General features: G+C 68.1%; 23 protein-coding genes and 1 pseudogene. 8 read left to right on the top strand and 16 right to left on the bottom strand.

The genetic code is table 11. The features are described 5' to 3' along the window. Positions 1-98: 98 nt before the first annotated feature. From OG241_RS17610 to OG241_RS17590, 5 genes and pseudogenes are all read right to left on the bottom strand, one after another. Entirely contained in the window at positions 99-3098 is a 3000-nt protein-coding gene (locus OG241_RS17610) for an AAA family ATPase (RefSeq protein ID WP_405816398.1), read from the bottom strand. A gap of 369 nt (positions 3099-3467) precedes the next feature. After that, positions 3468-4676 (bottom strand): prenyltransferase/squalene oxidase repeat-containing protein, encoded by a 1209-nt coding sequence (locus tag OG241_RS17605; RefSeq protein ID WP_405816397.1) that lies wholly within the window; start codon positions 4674-4676, stop codon positions 3468-3470. 234 nt (positions 4677-4910) lie between these two features. Then, positions 4911-5369, bottom strand: coding sequence for a GAF domain-containing protein (locus OG241_RS17600; RefSeq protein WP_405816396.1), 459 nt, complete (start codon positions 5367-5369; stop codon positions 4911-4913). Positions 5370-5866: 497 nt separating this feature from the next. Beyond that, positions 5867-6073, bottom strand: coding sequence for a hypothetical protein (locus OG241_RS17595; RefSeq protein WP_405826902.1), 207 nt, complete (start codon positions 6071-6073; stop codon positions 5867-5869). A gap of 49 nt (positions 6074-6122) precedes the next feature. Further along, positions 6123-6470 (bottom strand): annotated as a pseudogene (locus OG241_RS17590) (hypothetical protein); the annotation flags it as partial. A 163-nt stretch (positions 6471-6633) separates the two neighbouring features. On the opposite strand from OG241_RS17590, the gene OG241_RS17585 reads away from it, so the two are divergent. From OG241_RS17585 to OG241_RS17570, 4 genes are all read left to right on the top strand, one after another. Continuing rightward, positions 6634-6813: a hypothetical protein gene (locus OG241_RS17585; RefSeq protein ID WP_405826900.1), complete on the top strand. Its 180-nt coding sequence runs from the start codon at positions 6634-6636 to the stop codon at positions 6811-6813. A 63-nt stretch (positions 6814-6876) separates the two neighbouring features. Continuing rightward, entirely contained in the window at positions 6877-8370 is a 1494-nt protein-coding gene (locus tag OG241_RS17580) for an AAA family ATPase (RefSeq protein ID WP_405816394.1), read from the top strand. Next, positions 8370-9245 carry a hypothetical protein gene (locus OG241_RS17575; RefSeq protein ID WP_405816393.1) on the top strand — a complete coding sequence of 292 codons (876 nt, stop codon included), beginning with the start codon at positions 8370-8372 and terminating at the stop codon, positions 9243-9245. The genes OG241_RS17580 and OG241_RS17575 overlap by 1 nt, the downstream gene beginning before the upstream one ends. A 140-nt stretch (positions 9246-9385) precedes the next feature. Beyond that, positions 9386-10150, top strand: a complete 765-nt coding sequence (locus tag OG241_RS17570) for a transposase family protein (protein ID WP_267813647.1) — start codon at positions 9386-9388, stop codon at positions 10148-10150. Between the two features lie 53 nt (positions 10151-10203). Here OG241_RS17570 and ribD read toward each other — a convergent pair whose 3' ends face one another. Together ribD and OG241_RS17560 are read right to left on the bottom strand one after the other, a co-directional pair. After that, the gene (gene ribD, locus OG241_RS17565; protein ID WP_405816391.1) at positions 10204-11097 is read right to left on the bottom strand and encodes a bifunctional diaminohydroxyphosphoribosylaminopyrimidine deaminase/5-amino-6-(5-phosphoribosylamino)uracil reductase RibD; all 894 of its coding nucleotides are present in this window, start codon (positions 11095-11097) and stop codon (positions 10204-10206) included. Positions 11098-11125: 28 nt separating this feature from the next. Further along, a complete protein-coding gene (locus tag OG241_RS17560; RefSeq protein WP_405816390.1) occupies positions 11126-12631 on the bottom strand; it encodes a hypothetical protein in 1506 nt (501 codons plus the stop codon). An 897-nt stretch (positions 12632-13528) separates the two neighbouring features. On the opposite strand from OG241_RS17560, the gene OG241_RS17555 reads away from it, so the two are divergent. Next, a complete protein-coding gene (locus OG241_RS17555) occupies positions 13529-13723 on the top strand; it encodes a hypothetical protein (RefSeq protein WP_405816389.1) in 195 nt (64 codons plus the stop codon). 603 nt (positions 13724-14326) lie between these two features. Beyond that, positions 14327-15796, top strand: a complete 1470-nt coding sequence (locus tag OG241_RS17550; protein ID WP_405816388.1) for a ricin-type beta-trefoil lectin domain protein — start codon at positions 14327-14329, stop codon at positions 15794-15796. A gap of 102 nt (positions 15797-15898) precedes the next feature. Here the strand turns inward: OG241_RS17550 and OG241_RS17545 are convergent, their stop codons facing one another. Next, positions 15899-16960 (bottom strand): LacI family DNA-binding transcriptional regulator, encoded by a 1062-nt coding sequence (locus tag OG241_RS17545; RefSeq protein ID WP_405816387.1) that lies wholly within the window; start codon positions 16958-16960, stop codon positions 15899-15901. A gap of 143 nt (positions 16961-17103) precedes the next feature. Between OG241_RS17545 and OG241_RS17540 the strand changes: the two genes are divergently transcribed. Beyond that, positions 17104-17601: a hypothetical protein gene (locus OG241_RS17540; RefSeq protein WP_405816386.1), complete on the top strand. Its 498-nt coding sequence runs from the start codon at positions 17104-17106 to the stop codon at positions 17599-17601. 97 nt (positions 17602-17698) lie between these two features. On the opposite strand, the gene OG241_RS17535 is transcribed toward OG241_RS17540, so the two are convergent. From OG241_RS17535 to OG241_RS17510, 6 genes are all read right to left on the bottom strand, one after another. Then, positions 17699-18355 (bottom strand): response regulator, encoded by a 657-nt coding sequence (locus tag OG241_RS17535; RefSeq protein ID WP_405816385.1) that lies wholly within the window; start codon positions 18353-18355, stop codon positions 17699-17701. Next, positions 18352-19572: a sensor histidine kinase gene (locus OG241_RS17530; protein WP_405816383.1), complete on the bottom strand. Its 1221-nt coding sequence runs from the start codon at positions 19570-19572 to the stop codon at positions 18352-18354. Before OG241_RS17530 ends, OG241_RS17535 begins: the two co-directional genes overlap by 4 nt. A gap of 93 nt (positions 19573-19665) precedes the next feature. Next, positions 19666-20430 carry a D-Ala-D-Ala carboxypeptidase family metallohydrolase gene (locus OG241_RS17525; protein WP_405816382.1) on the bottom strand — a complete coding sequence of 255 codons (765 nt, stop codon included), beginning with the start codon at positions 20428-20430 and terminating at the stop codon, positions 19666-19668. A 44-nt stretch (positions 20431-20474) separates the two neighbouring features. After that, a complete protein-coding gene (locus OG241_RS17520) occupies positions 20475-20888 on the bottom strand; it encodes a hypothetical protein (protein ID WP_405816380.1) in 414 nt (137 codons plus the stop codon). 33 nt (positions 20889-20921) lie between these two features. Beyond that, positions 20922-21302 (bottom strand): hypothetical protein, encoded by a 381-nt coding sequence (locus OG241_RS17515; RefSeq protein ID WP_405816379.1) that lies wholly within the window; start codon positions 21300-21302, stop codon positions 20922-20924. A gap of 26 nt (positions 21303-21328) precedes the next feature. Beyond that, positions 21329-22678 carry a GH25 family lysozyme gene (locus OG241_RS17510; protein WP_405816378.1) on the bottom strand — a complete coding sequence of 450 codons (1350 nt, stop codon included), beginning with the start codon at positions 22676-22678 and terminating at the stop codon, positions 21329-21331. A 344-nt stretch (positions 22679-23022) separates the two neighbouring features. On the opposite strand from OG241_RS17510, the gene OG241_RS17505 reads away from it, so the two are divergent. Then, positions 23023-24024: an expansin EXLX1 family cellulose-binding protein gene (locus OG241_RS17505; protein WP_405816377.1), complete on the top strand. Its 1002-nt coding sequence runs from the start codon at positions 23023-23025 to the stop codon at positions 24022-24024. An 8-nt stretch (positions 24025-24032) separates the two neighbouring features. Here the strand turns inward: OG241_RS17505 and OG241_RS17500 are convergent, their stop codons facing one another. Both OG241_RS17500 and OG241_RS17495 read right to left on the bottom strand, forming a co-directional pair. Next, positions 24033-24908, bottom strand: coding sequence for an LLM class flavin-dependent oxidoreductase (locus OG241_RS17500; protein ID WP_405816376.1), 876 nt, complete (start codon positions 24906-24908; stop codon positions 24033-24035). Between the two features lie 79 nt (positions 24909-24987). Then, a complete protein-coding gene (locus tag OG241_RS17495; RefSeq protein ID WP_405816375.1) occupies positions 24988-26073 on the bottom strand; it encodes a glycoside hydrolase family 5 protein in 1086 nt (361 codons plus the stop codon). Positions 26074-26102: the final 29 nt, after the last annotated feature.

Raw genomic sequence — 26102 nt, 5'->3', positions numbered from 1 at the left:
GTTGGCGAGACGGGGCGGTGACGGTGGCCGGTTCGCGGAGGCTCGCCGGTCACCGCCCCGAGGGCACTAGGACCAGGACCAAGGCCAGGGTCGGTCCGTCAGTCCTGTTCCGTGCGGGCGTCCCCGAAACGGCTCCCGGCGCGGCGGCGGGCCATCAGCGTGGCCAGGGCGGTGCGTGAGGAGACCCCGGTCTTGCGGAAGGCGCGGGAGACATGGGTGTCGACGGTACGCCGGCTGACGTAGAGCCGGTCCGCGATGGCCTGGCTGGTGAGCCCCTGCGCCACCAGCTCGGCTATCTCCAGCTCCCGGGCGGTCAGGGTGGCCAGTCGCCGGGTGAGTTCCGTGCGGTCCGGGGAACCGTACGGGGCCTCGGAGTCGACGCCGGGCGGTCGGGTGGCGTCGGCGAGGCCGACGAGCATGCCGCTGCCGCCCGCCTCGGCGAGCCGGCGCCCCCTGAGCCAGGCGCGCGCGCCGCCCCGGTCATGGCCCGCCGCCGCTTCCAGCGGGGCGCCGAGCAGCAGGGAGTGGGCCTCCCAGAAGACCGCGCCGCAGCGGGCGCTCTCCGCCGCGGCCTCCGCGAACAGGTCCGCCGCAGCCGCGGTGTCCCCCTGCGCCAGCGGCAGATGGGCGCTGCTGCGCAGCGCGGACGCCCGCTGCATCGACAGCCCCAGTTGTTCCGCCTCCTTGCGCGCCCGCTCGGCCCAGCCGCGGGCCTCCTCGGGCCGGCCCGTCACCAGCGCGGACGTGACCAGGATCTCCAGGTAGAGCGGCCGCATCGAGGGCTGGATCCGCTGCAGTTCGGGGCCGCCCGCCTGGAGCATCGCGTCCCGGGCCCGGACCGGATCGCCGGCCATGAGTGCGGCCCAGCCGAAGATGCACCAGGCCGTGGAGGCCCACCAGTCGACCCCGGTGCCGGCCGCGGCCACCGCCTCCTCGGCGACGGCGAGAGGGCGCGGATCGCCCGGCGGACAGCCGGCGACGAGTGCCGACGCCTTGCTCGCCAGTACGAACGCGAGCAACTGGTCGCTGCCGATCCCGCGGGCGATGTCCTCGGCCTGGTCGGCGAGTTCCAGCGCCGAGGAGACCCGGCAGGTCTGGACCCGGACATGGGACAGGCACAGCAGCAGATGGGGCACGACATAGAGCTGGCCGCTGCGGCGGGCGATGTCGAGGCCGCGCTCCGCGTGCCGTTCCGCGTCCGGGTAGTGCTCCAGGAAGGCCTCCGCCCAGCCCAGCCGGGCCAGGGGTTCGCACAGCGCGGTGAGGTCGTTGTCGGGCAGGGAGTCGACCAGGGCGGCGGCCTGCCGGGCCAGTCCGTGCGCGGCGGTCATGTTGCCCTCGTACGCCTCTCCCAGGGCGGCGACGGCGAGGACGCCCGCCTCCCCGACCTCGTCCCCCGTGGACCGGGCCGCCTCGAGTGCCATGTCCACGTCCGTGCGCACCTGGGCGTACGAGGTGTCGCTGTCCTGGGGCGCGGCCGAGCCCAGCTCCAGGCCGAGCCGGACGACGTCGGCCGGGGCGTGGCCGCGAGCCAGCTCGCGGCGTAACAGCGCGACCGCCTCGGTGCAGCGCCCCAGATGACGTTCCACCAGCGCGCACAGGACGACCGCGCGCACTCTGAGTCGGCTCTGGCTCTGACCGAAGCCCTGATTCTCACCGAGGTCCTGGTTCTCGCCGGTGGCCGGGGCGCCGGGTGTCCGCCGTGGGGTGGCGATCAGCTCCTGGAGCAGGTCGCGGCTCTCGCGCAGACCACCGCACGCGGCCAGGGCGCGGGCCCGCCTCAGCACCAACTCACGCCGCCGGGCGGTGTGTTCGGGCGTGTGCGGCAGGTGGCGGAGGGCCACGTCGAGCCAGTGGGCGCAGCTCGCCGGGGCGGTCCGGGCGGTTCGTGCGGCGGCCTCTTCGAGTACGGCCACCGCTGCCGGGTCCCAGGCGGTCAGCGACTGTTCGACATGGTGGGCCCGCTCGGCGGCGGAGACGCCCGCGTGGGCCAGTTCCCGCGCGGCGAGCCGGTGGATCTCGACGCGCCTCAGGAGGGGCGTGCTTTCGTGGACGAGGGTGCGTACGACCGGATGCCGCAGGGTCAGCAGGCCCTGCGGGGTGGGGCGCAGCAGGTCGCGTCGGGTGAGCGCGTGGACGTCGGCGGTGAACGCGGTGCCGGAGTGGCCGGTCACCCGGCTGACCATCGCCGGGGTGGCGTGCTCGCCCAGTACCGCCACGGCGTCGACGATGGCGCGCCGCGAGGGGGCGAGCACGGTCAGTTCGTCCAGCAGCAGGGTGCCGAGGCCGGGCGGCGCCGAGGACTCGGGCGCCGAACCTCCGCGGTGGGCCTGAAGGAGGGTCAGGAAGTAGAAGGGGTTGCCCTCGCTCGCGGCGTACAGCGCGGCGGTGTCGGCGGGCGGCAGGCCGGGGCCGGCCAGTTCGGCGCAGTCGCGTGCGCTCAGCGGTCTCAGAGCGAGTCTGACGACCGTGCCGGTGTCGACTTCCCGGGTGAGCCTGGCGGCGAGGGACTCGGGGCTCTGGCGGTCACGGCGGGTCACGGCCAGGACGACGGGCGCGTGCACGGGATGGCGTACGAGATGGTCGAGCAGCTCCAGTGACGCCGGGTCCGCCCAGTGCAGGTCGTCGAGGGCCAGCAGCAGTCCGGACGGGGCGGCGAGCCGGGCGAGCAGGACGGCCGTGGACCGGTGCAGTCCGAAACGGTCGACCGTGCCGCTCCGCTGGAGCAGGGGCGCCACCGCGTCGGTCTCCTCGAAGCCGTCCAGGGCGTGCGGGTCTAGGTGGGCGAGCGCGTCGGTGAACACCTGGAACGGCACCTGCCGTTCGTACTCCGTGGCTCTGCCGCGCAGTACGGTCATTCCGCGTCGCCGCGCCCGCGCGCAGACCTCGCCGAGCAGCCGGCTCTTGCCGATGCCGGCCTCACCGGTGATGTCGACGAGCCGGGAACCCCCGCTGTCACGGAACTCCCCGCCCCGTGCCATGTCGCGTGCGCTGTCTGCCGCACGGTCGAGCAGTGCGTCGAACCGGGCCAGTTCGACGGAACGGCCCAGTAAGAGAGCTCCGTTCCCGCCGTCCCCAACTACGTTGTCCGCCCCCACAGTTGCCCCCTGTCTTTACATTCCCCTCACATATCATTCTCTCCTGCTGATCGCCGTAACCACCGGGTCAGTGAATGACGGTCATGACGGCGAGTCGGGCCGCGCACGCCGCCCGAGGGGGGACCGGCACCTCAGATGCGCTGGTACTGGCGCCTGGACCCGCTGGCTCCCGAGCCGAAGATTGCCGGACATCGGCAATGCGCAGAGATCCCGCAGGGATGGTCCCCGAAGGCGTACCGATCGTGCTCGGCCTGCTGTCCGTGATCGCCGGCTCCGTCCTCGTACCCGCGCCGCGAAAAGACTGCACCTCACAAACACAGAGTCCCCGTCAGCACACCCACGAGGACTCTTGAACGATCGAGGACAACTTCAACAACGAGGCGCCAGAACATTGAGAGTGTTGAGAACGAGCGAGGTGGCATGGGCGGGTTCATTGTCCATGAACTGGGGGTTCCTGTTACTCCAGGATCCGTCGGGACGCTGCAGTGAGCGCAAGTGGGAAGCCATCTCGTTGGCCCAGGAATGCTCGCGGTCGTCGGCGGTGAGCAGTGTCTCGATCTCCAATTCATTTAGGCATTCCGCCATGAGCCACAGGTATAGGTACAGGCCCGCCTGACTCGGGTCGCCATGCCGGTCGGGAACGATTTCCACCGTATCGCCGCGATCGACGAAATGAAAACCTCTGGAGGACTTTAGTCGGGTCGCGGGCACGCTAGAACCCCGCGTTTCGGGATCATCGGTGACCGTCAAGCCGGGATGCCCCTCAGGCCAGTGCAGTGACTGGTCAAAATCAAATTTGAGTGCGTCGGCGTATCGCGCGTGTTCGCTGACGGTGTAGTACTGACGGAGCCAGTCGAGAGTGGTCGTCACCTCCGGTGAGGAATGGGACAGTCCCGCCCCGAGATAGATAAACATTCCCTGCAGTGTGGCGAGTCCGGTGGATATGATTGGGGTCAGGTTCTGACCCAGCGCTTCCCGCGCCTCGGGCCGCCGCCGGAAGCGGTCCAGGGTTAGAAAAATTCCTCCATCGCCGGAAAGGCGGAACCTGTTGTCGGCGAGATACTCCTGGATGTCTGGACGATTGTTGATCAAGGGAGTGTTGTGACAGCAATGGACGTAGTTCACCATCTCCCTCCAGAGAGGGTCGCTGGGTGCGACCTCCGCGTACCGCAGAGCCGTCGCAGAAAACATGGTATCGGTTATCGAGGGCCCACCCATGGTGACTTCTCGGTTCGGGTGGCTAGGAGTACTGAACACCCCTGTTCTCCCCTCGCCGAAACCACCGCGCTGCATTCCCTCCTTCTCCTGGCACCCCCTCAAGTAATCGACCGCCTTGGCGATCTGGGCGGCGTATCGTTCCCTGTCCACGGCGCACAGTAGCCGCGTCCCCATACCGGTGGCCGCAGGACGGTACAGGCGCCCGCTGGCTCCCTCACCGAATGCCCCATCCTCCAGCTGCTCGCCCGCCAGCCACTCGGCGGCCCGTTCGGCGGCCGCCCGATCAATGTTCAATAGCGCCAATCCGGACAACGAGGTGACGAAAACGCTCGGATCCGGCCCGTCGGCTTTAAGGCGCAACCCCCACGCTCCGGATGAGCCTTGATGCCTCAGCAGCCAGTCGCCGGCCCTTTTCCTCATCTCCAGGATTGACGCGGAACCCACTGAATTCACCCCATCTAGTGTCACTAATCGATCCCTTTGTCTTGTCGTTGTCGGTGAGGTTGGCGGACCTCGGTGTGAACCCAGCGGTCAAATTGTGTAGAGCATTCCCGGTCGGGCCATACCAGGTGGCGAGCCGAATTTGGCGAGGCTCTACCGCTCCGTCCACTGTCGCTGACAGATGTCTTGGACCCTGTCAAGAAGTGCTCGGGCATGGGTTTCCATCCGTTGCAATTCCGCACCCAGGAACTCTGAGCGTTCGCTCGCGAATGCGATACCGACGATGGCCGCGACGTCCCCGTTCTCGTCGCGTACCGGTAGCGCCACGGCGGCCTTAGCATTCACCGCCCGCGCCCCCGGTCGGACATCACCGCTGTCATCCGTCTGGATATTGCAGGACTGCACCGCCACCCCCCGCTCCAGGGCCAGCCCCGCCATGCCCTTGCCTCGAGGCACAAACGCTGTAACCTCCCGTACCTTCGGCGGCAGGTTGACGGCGGCAGCCAGCGCAACGCCTTCGCCTTGGCGCACATGAACAGAGCCAGCCACGCCGTCGTACGTTCCGATGAATTCCCGGAGCCAACTCTCCACCCCAGTTTCATCTGTGATCATGGTGGCCTCTTTCTGTCTGTGCCCGGAAGGGTATATGCCGGCGATCGGTTCAGGAACTCGTTGAGTGGGCCGGTTCCAATTCGAGGGGAGGACTTCTCTGGAATTCAGAGTTGCACAAGTAAAGCCGAAGTTCCAGGGGTTCCTTGAAGTTTTCAGATCTTATATCGACCGTTTCTGCACGATTCGCCCCACCTGGCCGCCCCGCCTGAAGGGCATGCGGGAATCCCGAGGTCTAAATTAAGCCAAAAGAATGATTTTGAGCCATGCCCATATATCTATCCACCCGTGACCCGGGAGGCGGCCTGCCCCTGTACGGCGTGGCCCTGCGGGACGCGATCCGGCGCCGGAGATCTTCCAGCAACTCGTGCGCTGCGTCACTCGACCTCGTGGCCGATGCCCGCGTCGTCGACGTAGGCGCGCTCGGCGCGGTACAGGCACCGGCCTGCGCGTACGAGGGTGTTCGCGGGTCTCGCCGCCCATTCCGGCCGGGCTGGGCATCAGGTGGAGAACGGCGGCAGTTCCGGCCCGGTCCCGACCACCTTCTCCAGCGCGATGTTGATCAGATCGGCCGGGCGGTTCTTAGCCGTGGCCTCCTTACGGACCGACTCCTCGGCGATCCGGCGGGCCCGCGCCTGGTGGTACGTCACGCCCACCCGCCCGCGCACCTCCGTACGCTGCCGCTCCGCCGTCGGCCCGTCGCCCACAACGCTGTGTGCCCTCCGGCAGCTCCACCGCACGACGGACGAAGTCGACCACCATCCCCGGGTACTCGTCCGCCTTCGGGAACCGCCCCATCCGCTGGTACGACTTCAGCGCCGGCAGCACCGTGAGCTGGTGGCCGTCAGCGTCCATCCGCTCAGCGGCCCGCGCCGCCTCCTCTCGCGTCGTCGAGAAGATCAGGTGCAGCTCATGCGCGGTGATCAGCCGCTTGAACCGCGGGTAAGCGGTCCGCTCGATCGAGGGCAGGATCCCCCCCGCCCACGACGAAAGCCCACCATCACACCGACGACACTGAGCGCTTTCCAACCTCACGCTGATGCGTGGTGAAGGACGACTAGGTTCTGTCTTGCCGATCTTGGGCTGTGGGAGAATGTCATCCATGACTTGCATCCGAAGGGGCCGTGCCTCGTAGAACACCAGCTTCGCTTCGGCCGCGGGAACTCGGCTGGGGTAGACCGTGGGTGCGGTATCGAGATGTCCCAGGTCTGGGACCATCCACGCGGGTGCGGGTGCGGCGACGACGTTCCGCGCCTGCCCGACGGTGGTGCGCCAGGTCGCAAAGGGTCAGGGCGGCCTGAACCACTACCAGGTCCGCAGCTGGATCGCCGGGCACAAGCACGTCACTCTGGCTATGTTCGCCCTGCCGTTCCTGGCCGTGGCCGCTGACGACGCGAGGGTGACCAGACCCTCCCGCGATGCGCCGAGTATCGAGGCGATTCGGTGATTGCTCCGGGCGAGGAGAAGTATCGGGCGGACGTGGTGCGACCGGTCCGGGTAGCGTGCGTAGGTGCTCTTCACGCAGATACCGCCGCGCCGTGTGCCTCCGAGGGAGGCACCGGGTGCGTTCCTTGTTCAGGACATGTGGGACGACTTCGGGTTCAAGACCAGTTTCACACTGTGGTGTTTCAACGGCTCACGGCAGATCGAGATCGGTATCTGCAAGGTTGCCTGCTACGGGATGGAACCGGGCAGGGTCGACCTCCCGCAGACGTTCGAGCGTCTCACCGACCGGTACTTCTCGCTGGGGGTCGACGAAAGCTACTACACCCAGTTGCGTGACGAGTTCGACTCCAGCACGCGCGAGTCCATCCTCAGGACGTTGAAGGACGCCGCGTTCGATCCCCACCTCTTCGAGGTCGCTTCCGAAGAGGCGGCGATGACAACTTCGCTCTTGCGAGGCACGGAACCCGAGACGGTGACCGGCCAGTTCCACCGCATCGCGACCGGAGGGCCGACACGCTCCAAATTCGACATCGACTACCGGCAGCGCGTCTCGGAGCCCGATCGGTCGTGGATCCGCCTGGGCCTTGAAGTCGACCCCGATGCCATGCCGCCGACCAACGTGCACGCACTGATCGGCAGCAACGGTGTCGGCAAGACCCACGTCTTGGACACACTCGCCCGCACAGTGCTTGGCGCGCGTCTTCAGCCGATTGATGGAAGTCGGCTCACCGACCGTGCGGGGAACTATGCCCATCCGTTCGCGAACCTGGTTTCTGTCGGGTTCAGCGCCTTCGACGCCCTTGAGCCGCTCGCCCCGACCCGGCATGTCGGCTACCAGTACGTCGGCCTGAAGAAACGCGGGGAAAGCAGCCTGAAAGGGCCATCCGAGCTCGGGCAGGAGTTCGCCGACAGCGCGAGCGCCTGCGTGTCCCAAGGCCCCGTACGCGAACAGCGCTGGCGTGAGGCCCTGGAGCGTTTGGAGGAGACCGACCCAATCTTCCAGGACCAGCGAATCGCTCTCCTCGCAGCCCCCGACGGCGAACGGCCCGACGCGAAGAGCGTCTTTGCCCCGTTGAGCTCGGGGCACAAGATTGTCCTTCTCACCCTGGCCAGACTGGTCGAGCACTGCACCGAGCGGACCCTGGTCCTGGTCGACGAGCCCGAGGCACACCTGCACCCGCCGCTGCTGTCGACTTTCATCCGGGTGCTGTCCGCACTGCTCCTGGACACCAACGGGGTCGCGCTCATCGCTACGCACTCGCCGGTGGTCCTCCAGGAGACACCGCGCCGCGCGGTGTGGGCGCTGCGCCGGGCGGGGAGCGACGTGGCGGTGGATCACCCCGAGATCGAGACGTTCGGGGAGAACGTGGGGGTCATCACCCGGGAGATCTTTGGTCTGGAAGTCACCCGCACCGGATTCCACGCCATGATCGAGCAGTTCGCGAGGGAGGGGTACACCTACGAGGACATTCTGGACGCCTTCGACGACGCGCTGGGGGCAGAGGGCCGTGGGCTGGCCCGTGTGGCCGCTCGCCGCCACCGGGACGGGACGCGCTGATGCTGCACATCGACCGCCCGGTGCAGGAATCCGGCCGTGAAGTCTTCCAGCTCTGCACCAGCACCAAGGTCGGCAAGGTGCAGGGAAAGATTCTGTCGGGATACGAGGAGTCCATAGTCAAGGCGGCAGAGACCTTCGACGCGGCGTGCACCGCGTCTGCGCTGCACTCACTGGACCGCGGGGCGTTCGGCCCGAACCCGCCCGATAAGAATCACACCAAGGCGCTGATAAGGCTTTACGACCGGCGGCTGCGGGACAAGGAATACCCCGGGCGCCCGCTCTACGACCGGATCAGGAACGCTCCGGGCAAGTGCCCGTTGTGCGGGATCGGCCGCATCAAGCAGGTGGACCATCACCTGCCGAAAGCCCACTACCCCTTCCTGGCGGTGGCGCCCAACAATCTCATCCCTGTCTGCGCCGACTGCAATACCGTCAAGCTCGATCGCTTCCCGGCCACAGGGGGAGAGCAGAGCCTCCACCCCTATTACGACGACATCGAAGACCAGCTCTGGCTGCGCGCCGAACTCCTCGTCCAACCTGTCCCGGGGCCGCTCGATTGGCGGGTCCGCTACTTCGTGGACCCGCACCCCGCCTGGGGTGAGGACCTCGCCGACCGCGTGCGGTTCCACTTCGATGCCTTCGAGCTCGACACGCTCTTCGCGAAGCAGTGCGCCGACGAACTCGTCACTGTCGGCGCGGCTCTGGAGGAGGTGTTCCTTGCTGGTGGGGCGGGGGACGTCCGGGCCGAGCTCGCAAGCTTGATGCGCTTTCGCAGCAAGCCCCGGCAGAACAACTGGATGGCGGCCCTGTACCGCGCGCTCGCCGACAGCCCCTGGTACTGCGAGGGCGGGTTCCGGGACATCGCTGCGGGGTGAAGACCGGTGCGGCACGGGCGCTCCGCGGTGAACGAGCCTGTTCCACTGCCGGACTGGCTTACTCGTTGGGCTGACAGCGCCAAGAAGCCCCTGGTAGATGGGTTTTCGACCAAGAGAACCAGATCCACCAAAGGCTTCGCGTGCTTATCTACCGCTCCGGCATCGACCTGTCCAGCTTCACCTTGCGCTTCCTGGCCGGCCAACTGCGCTCGCGGCATCGACGGCAGGGCACGCGGTGGCGGCGCCTGCCGCCGGGCCACCAGGCACTGCTGGTCCTGGCCCACCTGCGCAAGGGCGATACCTACGCCCAGCTCGCCGCAGGGTTCGGCATCGGCACCGCCACGGCCTACCGCTACATACGCGAGGCGATCGAAGTCCTGTCCGTCCTCGCCCCGACGCTCCAGCAGGCCATGGACGAGGCCCGACGCAAGGCGTTCCTGATCCTGGACGGCACGCTCCTGCCGATCGACCGGATCGCTGCCGACCGCCCGTACTACTCCGGGAAACACAAACGCCATGGAATGAACGTGCAGCTCATCGCCGATCCGCACGGCAAACTGCTGTGGGCCTCGCCTGCGTTGCCCGGTGCCACCCACGACCTGACCGCCGCCCGCACCCACGGGATCGTGGAGGCCCTGAGCACCACCGGGCTGACGACCTGGGCCGACCGCGCATACCAGGCGGCGGGGCGACACATCCGGGTGCCGATCCGCGGCCGGAAACTCAAGCGGTGGCAGCGCCACCACAACACAACCCACGCCAAGATCCGCTGCGTCGGCGAACAAGCCGTCGCCACGCTGAAGGGCTGGCGAGTCCTCCGCAAGATCCGATGCAGCACCAACCGGATCACCGACCTTGTCCGAGCCGTCCTCACCCTTCATCTGGCCAGGTCAACGCCAAGATGAAATGCGCTCACTGAACTGACCGGGTGATGGCTCCGCCAACGGGGACCCCGAGATCAACTACCCCAGGTTCTGCGTCCTGTCAGACGGACATGTGATGCGGTCCGGGTAACCTCGGTCAATCGAAATCCATCGGGAATTGCGGTAACCCTGCCGACATCCTTCCCGGGCGACCATGAGGGTGATGTTCGCGGCAGGTAGGAGATCACCTGATCAATCATTCCTGCTGAAGCAAGTCGAGAAAATTGATCGGCTGCACCGAATAGCAGAACAGACCGCGTTCCTGAGGTATTGAGTGCTTTCACCATCTCGTCGACATCGTCAACATCGTCGCCCAGTGCTCCAATCGGAAGATGGAATGCGTCCTTGCCATGACCCCCTGGCACTCCTTCTTCGATACCACCGTCCCGGCCAATCACGAGATCGTAAGATTCCCGAATTGAATCCATTTCTTCAAGGATGAAATCCTGTGCGAGATTGCGGTCTGGTTTCCCGTCCGTGCCCGCTTCGTAGATCCATGAAATGAATGGGCGGCCATCATTCAGGGAAGCTTGCCAAGTTCCTAGAACTAGAAGTGCCTCATCTCTCAGGAAGTCCAGTTCGACTTCCACTCCAGCTCTCCGTAGGAGCGCTGCCCCGCCCTCACCGCGAGATGTTGGGTCCATTATCGCAATGAGTACTCTCGCTACGTTCGCATTGATCAAGGCTTCGCGGCACGGTGGTGTGCGTCCATAATGATTACATGGTTCCAGTGTGACGACGGCGGTTCCACCCTCTGCCTGTTTTCCAGCGGCTGTAAGTGCATTGACTTCCGCGTGCGATTCACCTTTGCGTACGTGATACCCCTCGCCGGCCGTTCGCCCCTCGCTGTCGAGAATGACACAGCCAACAGGCGGGTTCGGGCTAGTCGACCCCAACCCCTGAGCCGAAATTGCGATTGCGCGACGCATAGCCGCTACCTCGTACGCATTCGCCACTTCAGGAATTCCCCTCTTCCTTAATGGCATCAAAAAGTTGAGACACTGACTGTGACGTGTGAACTTCCCCAAGTGCGTTAACTGCGAACACCGTCTCGTGCATCGTGCGCAATGAACCGGAACTGCGTGCGATGCTCAGTGCCGAGGTGGCTTGTGCTGCCGCCGAGTCGTACTCTCGTACTCCCGCGTATGCCAGTGCCAGGCGCGCCTGTGCAAGACCTCTGTCACGCTGGTAGGCGTCGGGAAGCTCGTCGAGTGCGGTTTCAAAAAGCGGCACGGCCAGATCGGGCCGCCCGAGGGTGAGCCAGCAATTAGCGCGCTGAATTTCGATGTAACTTGCAGTGCAGAAATCTCCGTGCCCGGTGCGGGCGTCTCCTTTTGTGTCCGGCGAGGCCGCAAATTCGTGGGCATCGTCCAGGCGTGAATGGCAGGAAACCTCGTCTGCGTCCAGAGCGTATCCGTGCGCTTCTTGCTGTATGGCCGCCGCCCGCATGGGTCGCGTAAGGTCGGAGCTGTTTCGCTGGGCGGCTTGAGCAAGACTAATAGCCTGTGCCGCATTTTTCTTCGTGGTGGCTTGTTGACTCTTGCGGAAGAGTGTCCATGTCACCATAGCCTGATCGCCGGACTCGGTTGCCCATTCCATGGATTGGCTGGTCCATCTTGTGGCGTTCGGGATATCTGCCGAGTCTTCATAAAGCCATGCGGCTGACTCGGCGTATTGTGCGGCAAGCCTCAGCAACTCGGAGCGCTGTGGACCTCTGGCGTATTCCAGAAGTGATTCAAGGATGGATAGTTGTTGGTGTACTGACGTAAGAGCGTGCCGTGGACCGAAGAGGTTGTCTGCTTGGACAAGGGAATGCCACATGTCTCGGAGGTGCTCTGTAGCTGCTTCGATACGGGTTGCGTCGAGTTTCGGCAACGCTGGGGGAACCGGACTGAATTCCTTGGCGGGTTCAGGAAGTCGCGCTGAGTCCGCTGCTTGCAGAGCGGCGCTGATCGCACCAGTGATCAGGGTTCGCCGGCTGACAGGCACGATGTGTTTCCTCCCTTCGATCCATACGGAGACAAGAAGTACATCGGAGTCAGCGACAGCGGTAATTTCTTCGTCGCTCTGTGGCAAGAGATATGCCGTTTCCGCCGCCTCTCGACTTGAGCCAGAGTAAGGCGAGGGTTGGGGCAGGTGTGCTTTCGCCGGGGAACCCTCCCACGGTCGTTGCGGTAATCCAAACATTTCGCCGGGGATGCCGAACCCGTCAGCTACGCGTTCGATCACTTCCTGCCCGCGAATTCTCCGTACACCACGGATCACATCACTCACGCGTGAGCTGGTCATCCTGCCGACTGCGGCAGCCATCACCGCGTAACTGGAACCCGTACGCCTGTTGACGAGACGGAAGATCTCCTGAAAGTCGCGGATCGCGCAGGCTCCGCGCATGGCGTCGCTCTGTAGCAGCGTGTCGGGGATCGTCAGCGAGTATCCGATGCGCCGTGTCTCGCGGTCGTCCATGAGCGCCACCACCTTGCAGGGACGGAAGTGATCTCGTCCAAGGGTAGTCCTGGCACTCCAGAGGGGTTCCCCAAATGGGCTTGCGGGGTTCCCCGTTCGCGGTTCCCGGAGGTGTCCCGTCGGGCTGAAGCTTTTCAGGCGGCGCGACCTACGTGCCGAACGGTCAGACCCCCGCGACGCGGCGAACGTCCGGGGGCGTGGCCACCAACCGGTAGGAGGTTGACGGCAGTGCCCAAAGCTACAACCAGAGTTCACGGAAGTCCCCAGCGCGCTGAGGATGACACCGACGCGAGACAGGGCGAGTACACGACCTATGCGCCACCGGGGGAGACGTGCCCCAACTGCCAGCAGCGGATCAAGACACTTGAAGCGTGCCGCCGGGTTGAGCTTGGGCAGGACTCACGCCGTCCGGCCGTTCGGTACCGGCACTTGGAGTGCCCCAGGTGACCGCCCCCGTGAAGCGGGCCCGCGTCCGCGTGAGCGCGTTACCCGCCCCTGAGCTGATCAGTCTCGTAGACGATCCAGTCGGACCGTACGCGGGTTCTCCCGAGGGCTGGTGGACGGAGTACGGCGGGGCGCTCGACACAGCGTCCGGGGTCGTGTACCTCCCCGGGCCCAACTCCCCTCCCTGCCCGCTCCTCTGTCCCCGGCACCAGGTGGTGAGCAACAGGTGAACGAACCGCCGCTCCTGCTCCTGGGCGCAGATCTGAGAATCCCTCGCGCTGACCGAGTGGACCCCGACACGTGCCCGGTGTGCGCCCGGCTACGCACAAGCCTGATTGCCGCCATCACGATGAACAGCCCTGTGATGGCTCGCCGAGTCGTGATCGACATGCACACTCACACCTTCTCCGGCCACCCGAACGACCCCCGCAACGTCACCAGGGAGACCAGCCAGTGACCAGGACCGACGACCGGGACCTCCCGGCGCCCACCGCCGAACTCACGGGCACGGTCGGGGACGACGTGCTGACCGTCCACAAGCTCAGCGAGGGAAACCCGGTATGCGGCGCAACCGGCAGGGTGACTGAGTGGCAGCGAGCCGCCACGTGCCCTGCCTGCCTGGATACGGACGAGAAACTGACGCCCTGAGGTTCTCGCGGCACACGCCCCGTCCGTGCACATGAAAACTCCCCGTGCGGCCCAAATGCCGTGCGGGGCTTCTGTTTTGCCTGATCTGCTCGAACCGAGTCCCGCCGCCTTCAGGCGGGTCCCGGGAACGGGGGGACGCGGTTCGGCCCGCGCCGCGCAGGGGGACCGGGCGGGGGTCGTCGAGGAACTCGCCGTACGTCGCCGTACGTCGCCGTGCATTGCACCGGCCGGGCCTCCGCCGGACGTCCGCCGGGCCGTCAACGCCCCACGTCGCTCTCGGCCTTCGTGAGTTCCGGGGACCCCGCCGGCGATGAACCGGAAGCGGATTCCGGGTGTCGGGGCGTCAACTTCCCCCGAGCGGGACGCATCCGCCGCACGGCGCCGAACCGGCTCCGGCACGGCGAAAGGGTCCGGCGTGTTTCGGAAACGTCACGAGTCTTGTCACGGGGGCGGGCGGCGTGTCACTGTCCGGCCATGGTTACGTAACCATGGCCGGTTTGCACGGGTCCGAGTAGCTGTTTCCGGACCCGTGGTTCCTCACCGAGTCGGCTCAGGTGACGAACCCGCACTCCGACCTCCGCGATTTCCGTCACTGGAGACGAAATGACCAAGACCCCGACGAGGTCGAGAAGACTGGCCAGTGTGCTCATGGCCGGCCTCGGCGCGACCCTCATGTTCCTGACCGCCCCGGCGCCCGCCCTCGCCCAGTCGGCCCCCGCGCACGCGCCGGCGAAGCCCGCGTCGAAGGGCGGTACCAGTGACTTCCGCGGGGTGAACTGGGCAGACCCGCGGGACAACTACGCCAGTGACGCCGTCGTGCCCAGCGGACTGTCGGTCACCGACAACTACCGCACGGTGTACCGCACCACGGATCACATGGTGCGCGGCTTCAGGAAGAACCTGGGCGCCAACACCCTGCGGCTGCCGATCAACCCGGCGAGCGTCGGCACCACCTGGTGGAAGTCGTACCGGGCGACGATCGACGCGGCCACGGCCTACGGCGACAAGGTCATCGTCAGCTACTGGGAGGCCGACACCAGCAAGGACGGGCTGGTCGACGACACGGCCGCCTGGAAGACGATGTGGAACACCGTTGTGCGGGAGTACAAGCACAACCCGCGTGTCTACTTCGAGCCCATGAACGAGCCGCACGGCTACACCCTGGACCAGTGGGTGTCCGTCACCAGCGGCTGGCTGGACCAGCACAAGGACGTCCCGCGCGGCCGTGTCGTGATCAGCGGCACCGGCTACAACGACAACGTCACCGGTGTCGGCGCGGCACCCGCCCTGCGGGGAACGCTGCTGTCGCTGCACTTCTACGGCTACTGGGCCAGCTACACGCAGCAGTCGGACTGGACCGCCGACCTGGGCGCCCGCCTCGGCAAGTACACCGGCCGGACCATCATCGACGAGGCCGGCTCCCCGATGACCATCGGTCTGAACTACGGCGCGTGGAACGGCAACGTCTACACCTCGTACCTCGCGGCCGTGGCCAACACCGCCCGCAGCAAGGGGATGGGCCTGGTCTACTGGCCGGGGCTGCGCAACGGCGACGCCTACTCGATCGAGTCGCTGGACGCCAACGGCAACCTGGTGGACAACAGCGACACCGGAGTCGCGCTGCTGCGCTGGGGCTACGGCTTCGGCAAGACCCCGCCCGTCAACAACCTGCCGCCCGCGCCTCCCGGTGAGGTCCTGCGCGGAGTCGGCTCCACCCGCTGCGTCGACGTGCCCGGCTTCAGCACGACCAACGGCACCCAGCTCGACCTCTGGGACTGCAACGCCGGCGGCAACCAGATCTGGAACTGGACCGCGGACAAGCAGCTCACCGTGTACGGCAACAAGTGCATGACGGTAGGAGGCACCGGTGCCACGGCGGGAGACCCCGTGGTCATCACCGACTGCACCGGCGCGGCGGCACAGCAGTGGAACGTGAACGCGGACCTCTCGGTGACCAGCGTCGCCAACCCGGCGCTCTGCCTGGACGCGGCCGGAGCGGGCACCGGCAACGGCACGTCGGTCGATGTCTGGTACTGCAACGGAAGCACCAACCAGCAGTGGGCCAGAAGCTGATCCCGGGCCGTTCAGCTGTTCGCCCGGATCACTGCCCCGAGCACTGATCCGGGTCGGGTCGAACCGAGCCGCTCCGGTCCGATCCGAACCGGCCCGTACGGGTCAGCGCCGCCGTTCTTCGCCTTCCGGCGAGGGCGGCGGTGCTTCCGTGCTCGCGCGGACCACCAGTTGGGTCGGGACCAGGGTCTTGTCGATCAGGTCGGGCCCCGTGCGTCCGATCTTGCCCAGCAGCTTCTGCAGGCTGAGCCGGCCGACCGCGGCGAAGTCCTGCCGGACGGTGGTCAGCGGTGGCCAGAAGGCATGGGCCTCCTCCACGTCGTCGAACCCCACCACGCTGACGTCCTCGGGAATCCGGCGGCCGAGCTCGTGCAGGGCACGCATGACACCGAGCGCCATGTGGTCGTTCGCGGCGAAGATCGCCGTGACCTCCGGCCTCCGCCCCAGAGCCAACCCGTGCTGGTATCCGGACCGGGTGGTCCAGTCGCCGTACAGCACCGGGGGCGGCACGATCCCGGCGTCCTCCAGGGTGCGCCGCCAGGACTCGACCCGGTGGGCCGCGGAGAACGAGGCCGGGGGGCCAGCGATGTGCCACACCTGCCGGTGGCCGAGTTCCAGCAGGTGTTCCGTCGCCTGCCGGGCGCCCTGTGCCTGATCGGTGTCCACCACGGTGTATCCGGGGCCGGTGTCTGAGTCGACGACCACCATCGGGACCCCTGGGGGAAGGCTGAACTCCGCGTCGTCCAGGAAACGCGCCTCGAAGACGAGGATCACTCCGTCCACGGCCGCCTCGCTGAGCCGGTCGTAGGCACCGGAAACCCTGCCCATGGTCGGGTCCGGCACGGGGATGAGGGTGACGGCGTACTTGGCGCGCGCGGCCTCGCTGGTGATGGCGTCGAGCGTGCGCGTGTTCCCGTACGTCCTGAGCGTGAACGTGATGACACCGATCGTGTTGAACCGCCCGCTTCTGAGCGCGCGTGCGGCTCCGTTCGGCCGGTAGCCCAGTGCCTGCATGGACTCCACGACCCGCTGCCTCGTCGCGGGGTCGACGTTGGTGTGGCCGTTGGACACGCGTGACACCGTCTGCGGCGCGACGCCGGCGTGCCGGGCGACGTCCGCCATCGACGGCCGGGGCCGTCCGGACATGGGCTTTTCCCCAATCGCCATGATTCCTTGTTCCCTGTTTCCCTTGTTTCCCCTGTTTGTCGGGTCCTGACAACAGCCTAGGCCCACCTGACGGGCGTCCGCGTGACGGAAGGAGTGCCGGGGCCCCGCATCCACCGGCCGCCGCCGGTCACTAGGCTGCGGGCGTGAACTACAGCGAAGTAGAGGCGGAGATCCTCCGGTTGATCAGTGGGGCCACCGAGGCGAACCTCCGGGCCTTCGGGGAGGAGACGGTCACCCGTCTCGTACGGCCGGAACTGCTTCGTGACGCCACCGACGACGAACTCACCGAGGACGCCCGGGCGGCACTCACCACCGCCGGCGCGGACATCCTGACGATCAGCGCCGCCGAACTGGACGACAAGCTCGCGACGATCTACGAGGGCATCCTGGCCGAGGACGGTCTGGACACCGGAGTCCTCACCGTCGTCGCGGCGCTGGCGCACTGGCACACCTACCTGCGGCAGCACCAGCGCGGGGAGCTCTACGAACTCGCCATCCGTTCCGTAGAGGACGTCGACCACCAGGTCTCCGCCGACCTCGACGACTTCCTCGCGACACCGGAGATGGCCGCCGAGTACGAGCGCATACGCCGACTGCTCGACCCCGGCACAGGCCGGGAACAGGAGACCCGCTCCACCTAGCCGCCCGCCCAACCGGTGCCGAACCGGTCTGCCGTCAGCCGTCAGCCGTCTGCCGTCTGCCGTCTGCCGTCTGCCGTCTGCCGTCAGCCGTCAGCCGTCAGTCGTGTTCGCCCAGCCCCGCGTCGCGGGCCAGCAGGGCGGCCTGGACGCGGTTGCCGGCGCCCAGCGCGCTGAGGATCCGGCTGACGTGTGCCTTGACGGTGCTCTCCCGCATTCCCAGTGCTCCGGCGATCTCCGCGTTGGAGTCGCCCTGCGCGAGCCGTGCCAGGACGTCCGTCTCACGGGGGGTCAGACCCGCGACACGGGACCGCGCTTCCGGTGCTCCGGGGCGCGCGGTGCGGTGGAAGCGGTCGATCAGTCGACGGGCGGCGGCCGGATGCAGCATGCCCTGGCCGTCCGCCACCACATGGACCGCGCGGATGATCTCGCGAGGCTCGGTGTCCTTGAGGAGGAAGCCGTCCGCGCCGGCGGCGAGCGCGTCGTAGACGTACTCGTCCAGGTCGAAGGTGGTCAGAGTGATCACTCGCGGCGGGTTCGGGAGCGCGCGCAGCCGACGGGTCGCGGTGATGCCGTCCATCCGGGGCATGCGTACGTCGACGAGGGCGACGTCGACCCGGTGCAGGCTCGCCCGCTCGACGGCGGCCAGGCCGTCCGACGCCTCGGCCACGACGGTCAGTTCCGGGTCGGTGGACAGCAGGTCGACGAGTCCGAGCCGGACCAGGGCGTCGTCGTCGACCACCAGGACGTTGATCATGGGACGCGCGCCGGAGGAGAGGCGGGGGAAGACACCGGCAGCCGGGCGGAGAGCCGCCAACCGCCGCCGGAGGCCCCGGTGTGCAGCTGACCGCCGAGCGCCGTGACCCGCTCCGCCAGACCGATCAGGCCATAACCACCACCGGCAGCCGCGGAACCCCCGGAGACCGGGGACCGGCCGGCGTGCTCGGCCTGCCCGGCGCGCTCTGCAGGGCCGTTGACCACCTCCACCGTCGTGACCGGCGGCCCGTAGTGCACGCTCACCGCGACGGGCGCGTCATGGGCGTGTCTGCGGGCGTTGGTCAGGGCCTCGCGTACGAGCCGGTGCACTGCCAGCCGGTGGCTGGTCGACGTGTTCTCCACATCACCGGAGACCACCGACTCGATCACCTGGCCGGCGGCCCGCGCCTCGGCGAGCAACTCGTCCAGGTCCCGCACGGCGGGCTCCGGAACGGGTGCCGTGCCCTCCGCCCCGGCGGGCCGGTCGGAGCGCAGTACTCCCAGCACCTCGCGCAGGTCGTCCAGCGCCCGCCCGGCCGTGTCCCGCAACAGGCCCAGCCGCTCCAGGCCGGCCGGTGACATTCCCTCCTCGCGCAGCTGAAGCACCCCCGCGTGCAGCGTCAGCAGGCTCAGCCGGTGGGCGAGCACATCGTGCATCTCGCGGGCGATCCGGGCCCGCTCCGCCAACCGCTCCTGCTCGGCGCGCAGTTCGCGCTCCACCCGCAGCTGTTCCACCTGGTCGCGCAGCGCGCCCAGCAGTCTGCGCCGACTGCCCGCCCACATCCCGAGAGCCAGGGCCAGGGCCACCAGCACGGCGTTCCCGACACCGGAACCGACCCAGGTCTGCAGCCGTACCCAGGAGAGAGGACGGTCCGACGCCAGCGCGACCGCCAGCCAGGGGAGTCCGGCGCCCGCCGCGATTCCCAGGCACACCCACACCGCCCGCAACCTGCCCCGCGACGCGAAGTGATACAGCGTGACCAGCAACGGGAGCAGCGAGCCCAGCGCGACCGAGACCAACGCCAGGGCCGCCACCGCCCGGGGGAACCGGTGCCGGCCGAGCGCCCCTGCCGCCGCGACCGCCGCGACCCATGGAGCGGGATCGGCCAGGGTGTCACCGGCCAGCCGGAAGCCTTCCAACGTCGACAGCAGCGCGAGCAGTACCGCCGACGGCACCTCCACCCACAGCGGCACACCACGTTCCGGCCCGGAAGTCACCCGGTCATCCTAAGGACGCTCCCGCCCCCGGACCCCCGACGAAGGGACATCGCGGCCCCCTACCTTCGTAGGGGGCCGACGCGGTCGGCGGCGTCAGACCGTGCCGCTCTCCCACCACCAGTCACGGCCGAGGTCGGCCCTGCTGTCGACGTGCTGGTGGTCGACGGTGTACCTCTCCAGCCCGGAGAACCCGCAGGTCTCCGCCTTCTGGTAGACGGTCTTGGTGGCCACGCCGGGCACGTCGAGGTCGGCCGCCGTGCCGTACAGGTGCATGCTGTCGCTGGCCCCGCCGATGTCGGCGTTGTGGGCGATGCTCCGGAAGCCGGAGTTCACCGTGATCGGCTTGTCGCCCAGCTTCTTGCGCAGTGCCTCCAGCTTGTACATGCAGCGGCGGGCGTTCTCCTTCACCGTGGCCGCGCTCACCTTGCCGCCGTTGAAGTTGCCGCTCGCCTGGTCGTAGAACTCGCTCCAGTTGAAGTGGAGTGTGGAGCCGTCCGACTGCTCCAGCGCGTTGAGCTTCGCCTGGGTATTGGGCCCGGCGCTGCCGTCGGCGGTGAGACCGTACGCCGCCTGGAACCGCTTGACGGCGGCCTCCGTACCGGGGCCGAAGTCGCCGTCTATGCCGACCCGGGTGTGGCTCGCGCTGTCGGCCGCCCAGCCCGCGACCCGGATCTGCAGCTCCAGCACGTCGGCGCCGTTGTCGCCCTGGTTCATGGTGCGCGGCCAGGAGTAGGCCTGGGCGACGCCCGAGAACAGCAGCTGCCCGAAGGCGGCGCCGGCGCCGACGGCCAGCGTGCCGCGCAGCATGCTGCGGCGGTCGAGCGAGCGGCTGCCGGCGGAACGGAAGAGGAAGGTCATCGTCGTCCTTTCGGAACGGTGGTGCGAGAAGGAGCGGAGAGAGGTCAGTAGGCGAGCTGGAAGTTCACGTTCTGCGCGTCGGTGTCATAGGGGCCGACGCGCAGGACGAAGCGGGTGCCGTCCTTGACGTCGGTGGCGACCGTCGCCCACGGGGTGCCGTGGAGCGAGTACGTGTTGTCGTGGTTGCACTTGTCGGTGTGGTCGACGAACACCACGCAGGCGTACAGGAAGCTCTGGTCGTCCGTGGTGAGCCGCATGTTGATGTCACCGCACCGCGAGGACGTGGTGAAGGGGCCGTACTCCTTGGGGCCCACCTGGTAGCGGTAGTTCAGGTTCTTCGCGCCGCCGTAGCAGCTGGTCGCCGCGGCCGAGGCCTGTGCGGCGGCGGGCGCGGCACCCGCTCCCAGCAGTGCGGCCACGGTGACGAGAGCCGAGGCGAGCATCCTGGTCCTGATCATGGTGGTCTCCGTTCGGTGAAGTGGGTGAGCGGGTCAGAAGGCGATCTGGAAGGTGGCTGAACTGCCTTCCAGATCGACGCCGTTGGGCACGGTGAACTTGGTTCCGTTCAGGACGTCGGTGGCGATGGTCGTCCAGCTCCGGCCGATCTTGGTCCAGTAGTTGCAGGCGCCGACTTTCGTGAACTGCACGCAGGCCCAGCCGAACTCGGCGTCGCCGCCGGTCATGCGCATGTTGATGTCCGTGCAGCGGCTCGTGGTCGTGTACGGGCCGAAGTCGCGCACCTCCCCGTAGTGCACCGTGACCGCCCCGCCGTAACAGCTCGTGGCGGCGGCGGCCGAGGCGGGCGCCGGAACGGTGAAGCCCAGGGTGACAAGCAGGGCGACGAGGGACGCGCGGGTGAACCGGTCGATCATGGGGATCCTCCTCGGTACGGCGGGGTTCACCGGTTGGCCAGCCGGTCCAGGTCGGCCTGGGTGCCGTTGAACACGTCCGCGGTCGCCGGTGCCTGGATGCCCGGGAAGAGCGCGGCGTCCGTGTACTGCCACATCGCCCAGGTCGTCGAGCCGTTCGGCAGCGGCGGCTGGGTGATCGACTGGCGGTAGTCCGCGAGTTGCAGCGGATACCGGGCGAAGGCGGTGGTCGAACCGAAACAGTCGTCCAGGACGGACTTCTGGGTGTAGATGATCGGCGTACGGCCGAAGGCCGCCTCCACCCGGTCGAGCCAGGCTCTGGTGTCTTCCACCGTGCCGTAGGTGGGACAGCGTCCGCTGCCGTCGTCCATGCGTTCCAGGTCGAAGACCGGCGGCAGGTCGCCCGGCCGCTTCCCGGTGTAGCCGGTCGCGCGTACGGCGGCGATGAACCGGTCGGCCTGGGCGCCACCCGTGTCCGCCGCCGAGCCCGTGTAGAAGTGGTACGGCGCGACGGCCAGCCCCGCCGCCCGCGCTCCCTGGAGGTCGGCGGTGAGGTACTCGTCGGTGACGTTCGTGCCCCGGGTGGCCTTGACCGTCGCGAACTCGACGCCCGAGGCCCGTACGGCCTTCCAGTCGATCGGCGCGCCGCCGGGGTGCTGGTACTTGGCGGTGTCGAGGCCGTCGATCGCGTACCCGGCGGGGCGCGGTGGCGTGCAATACGTGTTACGGCTGGACCAGTCCACCAGCTTCGCCCAGGTGTTCGGGCCAACGGTGCCGTCGGCACTGAGGTTGGCGCAGTGCTGGAACTCGACGACCCGGGACTCCGTACCGCCCCCGAAGTCGCCGTCGATCGTCAGCGGCGGATAGTGGAACGCCTCCATGGCGAGGTTCAGCCGGCACTGCGCCTCCTCGACCTCGGTGCTCTTCGCACCCCGCTTCAGCGTCGGCCGGGTGTCGGTGTGGCCGCACACGGTCGCCTGCGCCGTGCTGGACGTGCCCGGGGTCGCGCAGGTGTGCGGCTGTGCGGCCCAGGTGTTCAACGCCGCCCAGGTCTGGGGGCCGAGCACACCGTCCACCCCCAGCCCGGCACACCGCTGGAACTCCTTGACCCGCGTCTCCGTCGCCGGCCCGAACGAGCCGTCGGCCGCGATCGGCGTGTACCGGCTGGGCTTCGTCGCCAGACTCAGCTCGCACTGGGCCTCGACGATCGCCGGGTCCCCCGTCGCTCCCCGCTCCAGCGTGGGCTGCGCGCTCGTATGCCCGCAGACCGCGACCGCGGTCGCCCCCGCCTGCGCCGCCTGTACCGCCGTGGGCCCGTACAGGGGCAGGACCGCTGCCACGGCGAGGGTCAGGCCGCGCAGAAGCGTCCTTGGTCCCATCAGGATTTCCCCCTACCTGTCTTACGTATGGCTGGTGAATGCCTTTCGAGTGGCCGGTGGTCCCCGGCTGCCGGTCATGCTGGCAGCGGCCGTCCCGCAGCGGATCTTCCCGCTTCGGATCGGGACGCCGGGACAGTCGCACGCCTGTGACCTGCGAGGACGGACCGCTGTTGGGACGGACCTGGGATACGGAGGGGGTGAATTTCATCGAATCCGCGAAACCGCGGCAACCTTTTCGGCCGCGGTGGAGACTGAGGGCCGGAAGCTGCCTCAACCGGAGCCTCGCATCGAGCACTTGTACTTATCGAGCACCTGTACTTCCGGACCAGTTAAGGACCATAGCCGTGGCGTCCCGTTCCACACGACGTGCCCAGCGCCGTTCTCCCCGTCGCCGGCGCGGCGCTCTTGTCTGCGCCGCCGTGGCGGCCGTCGCGATCGTCATATCCCTGGTCATGGCTCTACGGCCCGACCACCAGACCGACGACGGGAGCGGATCGGTCGAGTCCGCCGCCGGCGTCCGGGTGATCGTCCCGCCCACCACGCCGGAGCCGTCGCCGTCCCCGACGCCCTCGGCCACCCGCTCCCCGGCCCCGAAGGCCACGCCGACGGTCTCGGCCGCCAAGCCGAAGCCGAAGGCCACGCCCAAGCCCCCGGCCACGGGTGGCGGCAGTGGCAGTAGCAGCGGCAGCGGTGGCGTTGCCGCCCGCCCGGCCTCCGGTTCGGCGCCGTTGGCGGGGCGGATCCAGCCCGGCACCACCTACAAGGGCGTCGCCACCTTCTACGACACCGGAAGCGGCGACGGCGCCTGTCTGTTCGGGCCGACCAGCGACGTGATGACCGCCGCGATGAACACCGCCGACTACGAGACGTCCAAGGCGTGCGGGGCGTACATCCTGGTCCGCGCGGCGAGCGGGGCCTCCGTCACGGTACGGATCACCAACGAGTGCCCCGGAGACTGCCTCCCCGGGCAACTCGACCTCAGTCCCCAGGCGTTCGCCAAGCTCGCCGCCCCCGTGACCGGCCGGATCCCGATCACCTGGAGTCTGCTGAGCCCCTCCGCGGCGGACCCGATCTCGATCCGCTACAAGACCGGGTCCAGCCAGTACTGGTGCGGCATCCAGGTGATCGGCCACCGCAATCCCGTGGCACGCCTCGAAGTCCGTACCGGCAGCGGCTGGGTCCGTCTCGCGCGCACCAGCTACAACTACTTCCTCTCCGAGAACGGCAGCGGGTGCGGCGGCTCGATCAGGATCAGCGACATCTACGGGGAGCAGCTGACCGTCGACGGGATCACGGTACGGCCGGACGTCGTCCAGCCCACCCGCGTCCAGTTCGCCGCGCACTGACCCTCCGGTCAGCGACGCCCCAAGGCCCCCAGTACGGCTTCGAGTTGGCGCAGCGGCTCGGCACCGACGATCCGGAGTACGACGGTGTCCGCGCCGGCCGCCGCCAGCGCGGCGATGTCCTCGGCGGCCTCCGGGGCGCTGCCGGACACGGTGAAGACGTCCTCCTGCGGGCGGCCCAGCCACTCACCGTGGCCCTGCGTGTGCGGGTGCAGGGTCCGCGCCACCTCGCCGGGGTCGTCGCCCACGGAGCAGAAGGCCAGCACCGTGAGGGTGTGGTCGGGGCCGGCGCCGCCCTTCGCGGTCAGCGCCCGGGTGTTCTCCAGGTCGCGCGGGCCGTGGCCCTCGGCGATCAGGGTGCCGTCGGCGACCCGGCCGGACAGCTCCAGCGAGAGAGGGCGCACCACACCCGCGACCACCGGCGGCGGTTCGGTGGCCGGGTGTACCAACTGGATGCCGTCCAGGCGCACTTCGCGCCCCGCCAGCTCGACCCGCTCGCCGCGCAGCAGGGCCCGCACGGAGGTGATCGTCTCCTCCAGCAGGGCCAGCGGTGAACGGGGGGCGACGCCGACCGAGGCCATCCACTCCCGTACTCCGTGCCCGATCCCGGCGACGAGCCGGTCCGGGAAGACCCGGGCCAGCGTGGCCAGTTCCATCGCCAGCAGCGCCGGGCTGCGCAACGGAGCCGGGGTGATCCCGATGCCCACCCGCAACCGCTGAGTCGCGCCGAGCGCCACGGCGGCCGCGGACACGCCGCCGTTCCAGCCGAGGTCCTCGACCACCCACAGGTCGTCCACACCGAGGGCCTCGGCCTGCCGCGCGAACTCGGGCAGCCCTTCCGGGGCCCAGTCGCGGTCGTACATCACACCGATCCGAAGGTTCGTCATACGCCCGAACCTATGATCCGGACCGGCGCCGATCAACGAGGTATCAGCCGAACGCCGAGCACCGAACCCCGGTGGTCGCTCAGCCCTTGACCGGCTTGCCGCGGCCCCAGCCCCAGGCGAGGCGGTCGGCGCCGGACTGGTTGGTGGTGGCCAGCCAGGGGCGGTTGGGATCGCCGACCAGCTTCTGGATCGAGTACATGTCGTCGGTGCGCAGGCCGGGCCAGTAGACGGAGCCCATCTTCAGCTCGCGGAAGGTGTCGGTGACGGCCTGCATGAAGTTGACGAAGTTGTTGTCCGGGGTCTTCTTGTTGTAGTCGAGGCCCGTGGTCATGAAGGCCCCGAACTCGTCCGCGACGGTCCGGTTGGCGCAGTCGCCGATACGTACTTTCAGGTCGGCCACCCACTGGTCGTAGGTCGCGTAGTCCTTCCAGAAGCCGTAGTGGTGCAGCGACAGGTAGGTGCCCTTCAGGCGCGGGTCGGCGCAGACGGACGTGACGTGGTCGTTGTAGCCGGCGCCGCTGACGAACACCTGGTTGCGCGGAACCGACTTGTAGGTCGCGAGCCACTTCGCCGCGATGTCGGCCCACTCGGTGTCGGTGTAGCCGTGCGGCTCGTTCATCGGCTCGAAGTAGACGTGCCGGTCGTTCTTGTAGGCCTTGACGACCCGGTCCCACATGGGCCAGTAGGTGGCCGTGTCGTCGATGAAGCCGTCCTTCTGGGCGCCGGTGCCCTCCCAGTAGGAGACGATCACCTTGAATCCCTGGTCGGACGCCGCGTCGATGACCGCGCGGTACGACTTCCAGTAGGAGCCGTTGACGGTGTACGGGTTGATCGGTAGCCGCACGGTGTTGGCACCGAGGTTCGCGCGGAAGGCGGCGATGATCCGGGTCGACTTGGCGTAGGTGCGGGCGTAGTTGTCGGAGGTCGACAGACCGGACAGCTGGAGCAGGTCGTCGGCGAAGTTGTCGCGCGGGTCCGCCCAGTTGACGCCCTTGAACTGGGTCGTGTCCTTGCTCGGCGCGCCGTCTGCGAGGGCGGCGGCAGGGGTGGAGGCGGAGGCGGGGCTCACGGCGACCGCCGTACCGCTGGTCGCGGCGATCGCGAGCGCCACGAGGGCGGCGCGCAGTCTGGGGGAGGGGCGGGTGGCGCCGAGGATGTTGCGCATCAACTTGCCCTTTCGCATGCCGGTCGGAG

It is taken from the genome of Streptomyces sp. NBC_01390, assembly GCF_045040105.1.
In the GTDB taxonomy this organism is placed as follows: domain Bacteria; phylum Actinomycetota; class Actinomycetes; order Streptomycetales; family Streptomycetaceae; genus Streptomyces.
Note: the sequence above shows the minus strand (reverse complement) of the source record. Positions and strands in the feature narration are given on the sequence as shown.

Excerpts from the sequence above, each read along its gene's own strand:
- ribD (WP_405816391.1), bottom strand. The coding sequence starts at position 11,097 with ATGCGTCGCGCAATCGCAATTTCGGCTCAGGGGTTGGGGTCGACTAGC.
- OG241_RS17500 (WP_405816376.1), bottom strand. The coding sequence starts at position 24,908 with ATGACGAACCTTCGGATCGGTGTGATGTACGACCGCGACTGGGCCCCG.
- OG241_RS17525 (WP_405816382.1), bottom strand. The coding sequence starts at position 20,430 with ATGACCTTCCTCTTCCGTTCCGCCGGCAGCCGCTCGCTCGACCGCCGC.
- OG241_RS17560 (WP_405816390.1), bottom strand. The coding sequence starts at position 12,631 with ATGGACGACCGCGAGACACGGCGCATCGGATACTCGCTGACGATCCCC.
- OG241_RS17510 (WP_405816378.1), bottom strand. The coding sequence starts at position 22,678 with ATGGGACCAAGGACGCTTCTGCGCGGCCTGACCCTCGCCGTGGCAGCG.
- OG241_RS17545 (WP_405816387.1), bottom strand. The coding sequence starts at position 16,960 with ATGGCGATTGGGGAAAAGCCCATGTCCGGACGGCCCCGGCCGTCGATG.
- OG241_RS17520 (WP_405816380.1), bottom strand. The coding sequence starts at position 20,888 with ATGATCAGGACCAGGATGCTCGCCTCGGCTCTCGTCACCGTGGCCGCA.
- OG241_RS17495 (WP_405816375.1), bottom strand. The coding sequence starts at position 26,073 with ATGCGCAACATCCTCGGCGCCACCCGCCCCTCCCCCAGACTGCGCGCC.
- OG241_RS17550 (WP_405816388.1), top strand. The coding sequence starts at position 14,327 with ATGACCAAGACCCCGACGAGGTCGAGAAGACTGGCCAGTGTGCTCATG.
- OG241_RS17600 (WP_405816396.1), bottom strand. The coding sequence starts at position 5,369 with ATGATCACAGATGAAACTGGGGTGGAGAGTTGGCTCCGGGAATTCATC.
- OG241_RS17535 (WP_405816385.1), bottom strand. The coding sequence starts at position 18,355 with ATGATCAACGTCCTGGTGGTCGACGACGACGCCCTGGTCCGGCTCGGA.
- OG241_RS17515 (WP_405816379.1), bottom strand. The coding sequence starts at position 21,302 with ATGATCGACCGGTTCACCCGCGCGTCCCTCGTCGCCCTGCTTGTCACC.
- OG241_RS17575 (WP_405816393.1), top strand. The coding sequence starts at position 8,370 with ATGCTGCACATCGACCGCCCGGTGCAGGAATCCGGCCGTGAAGTCTTC.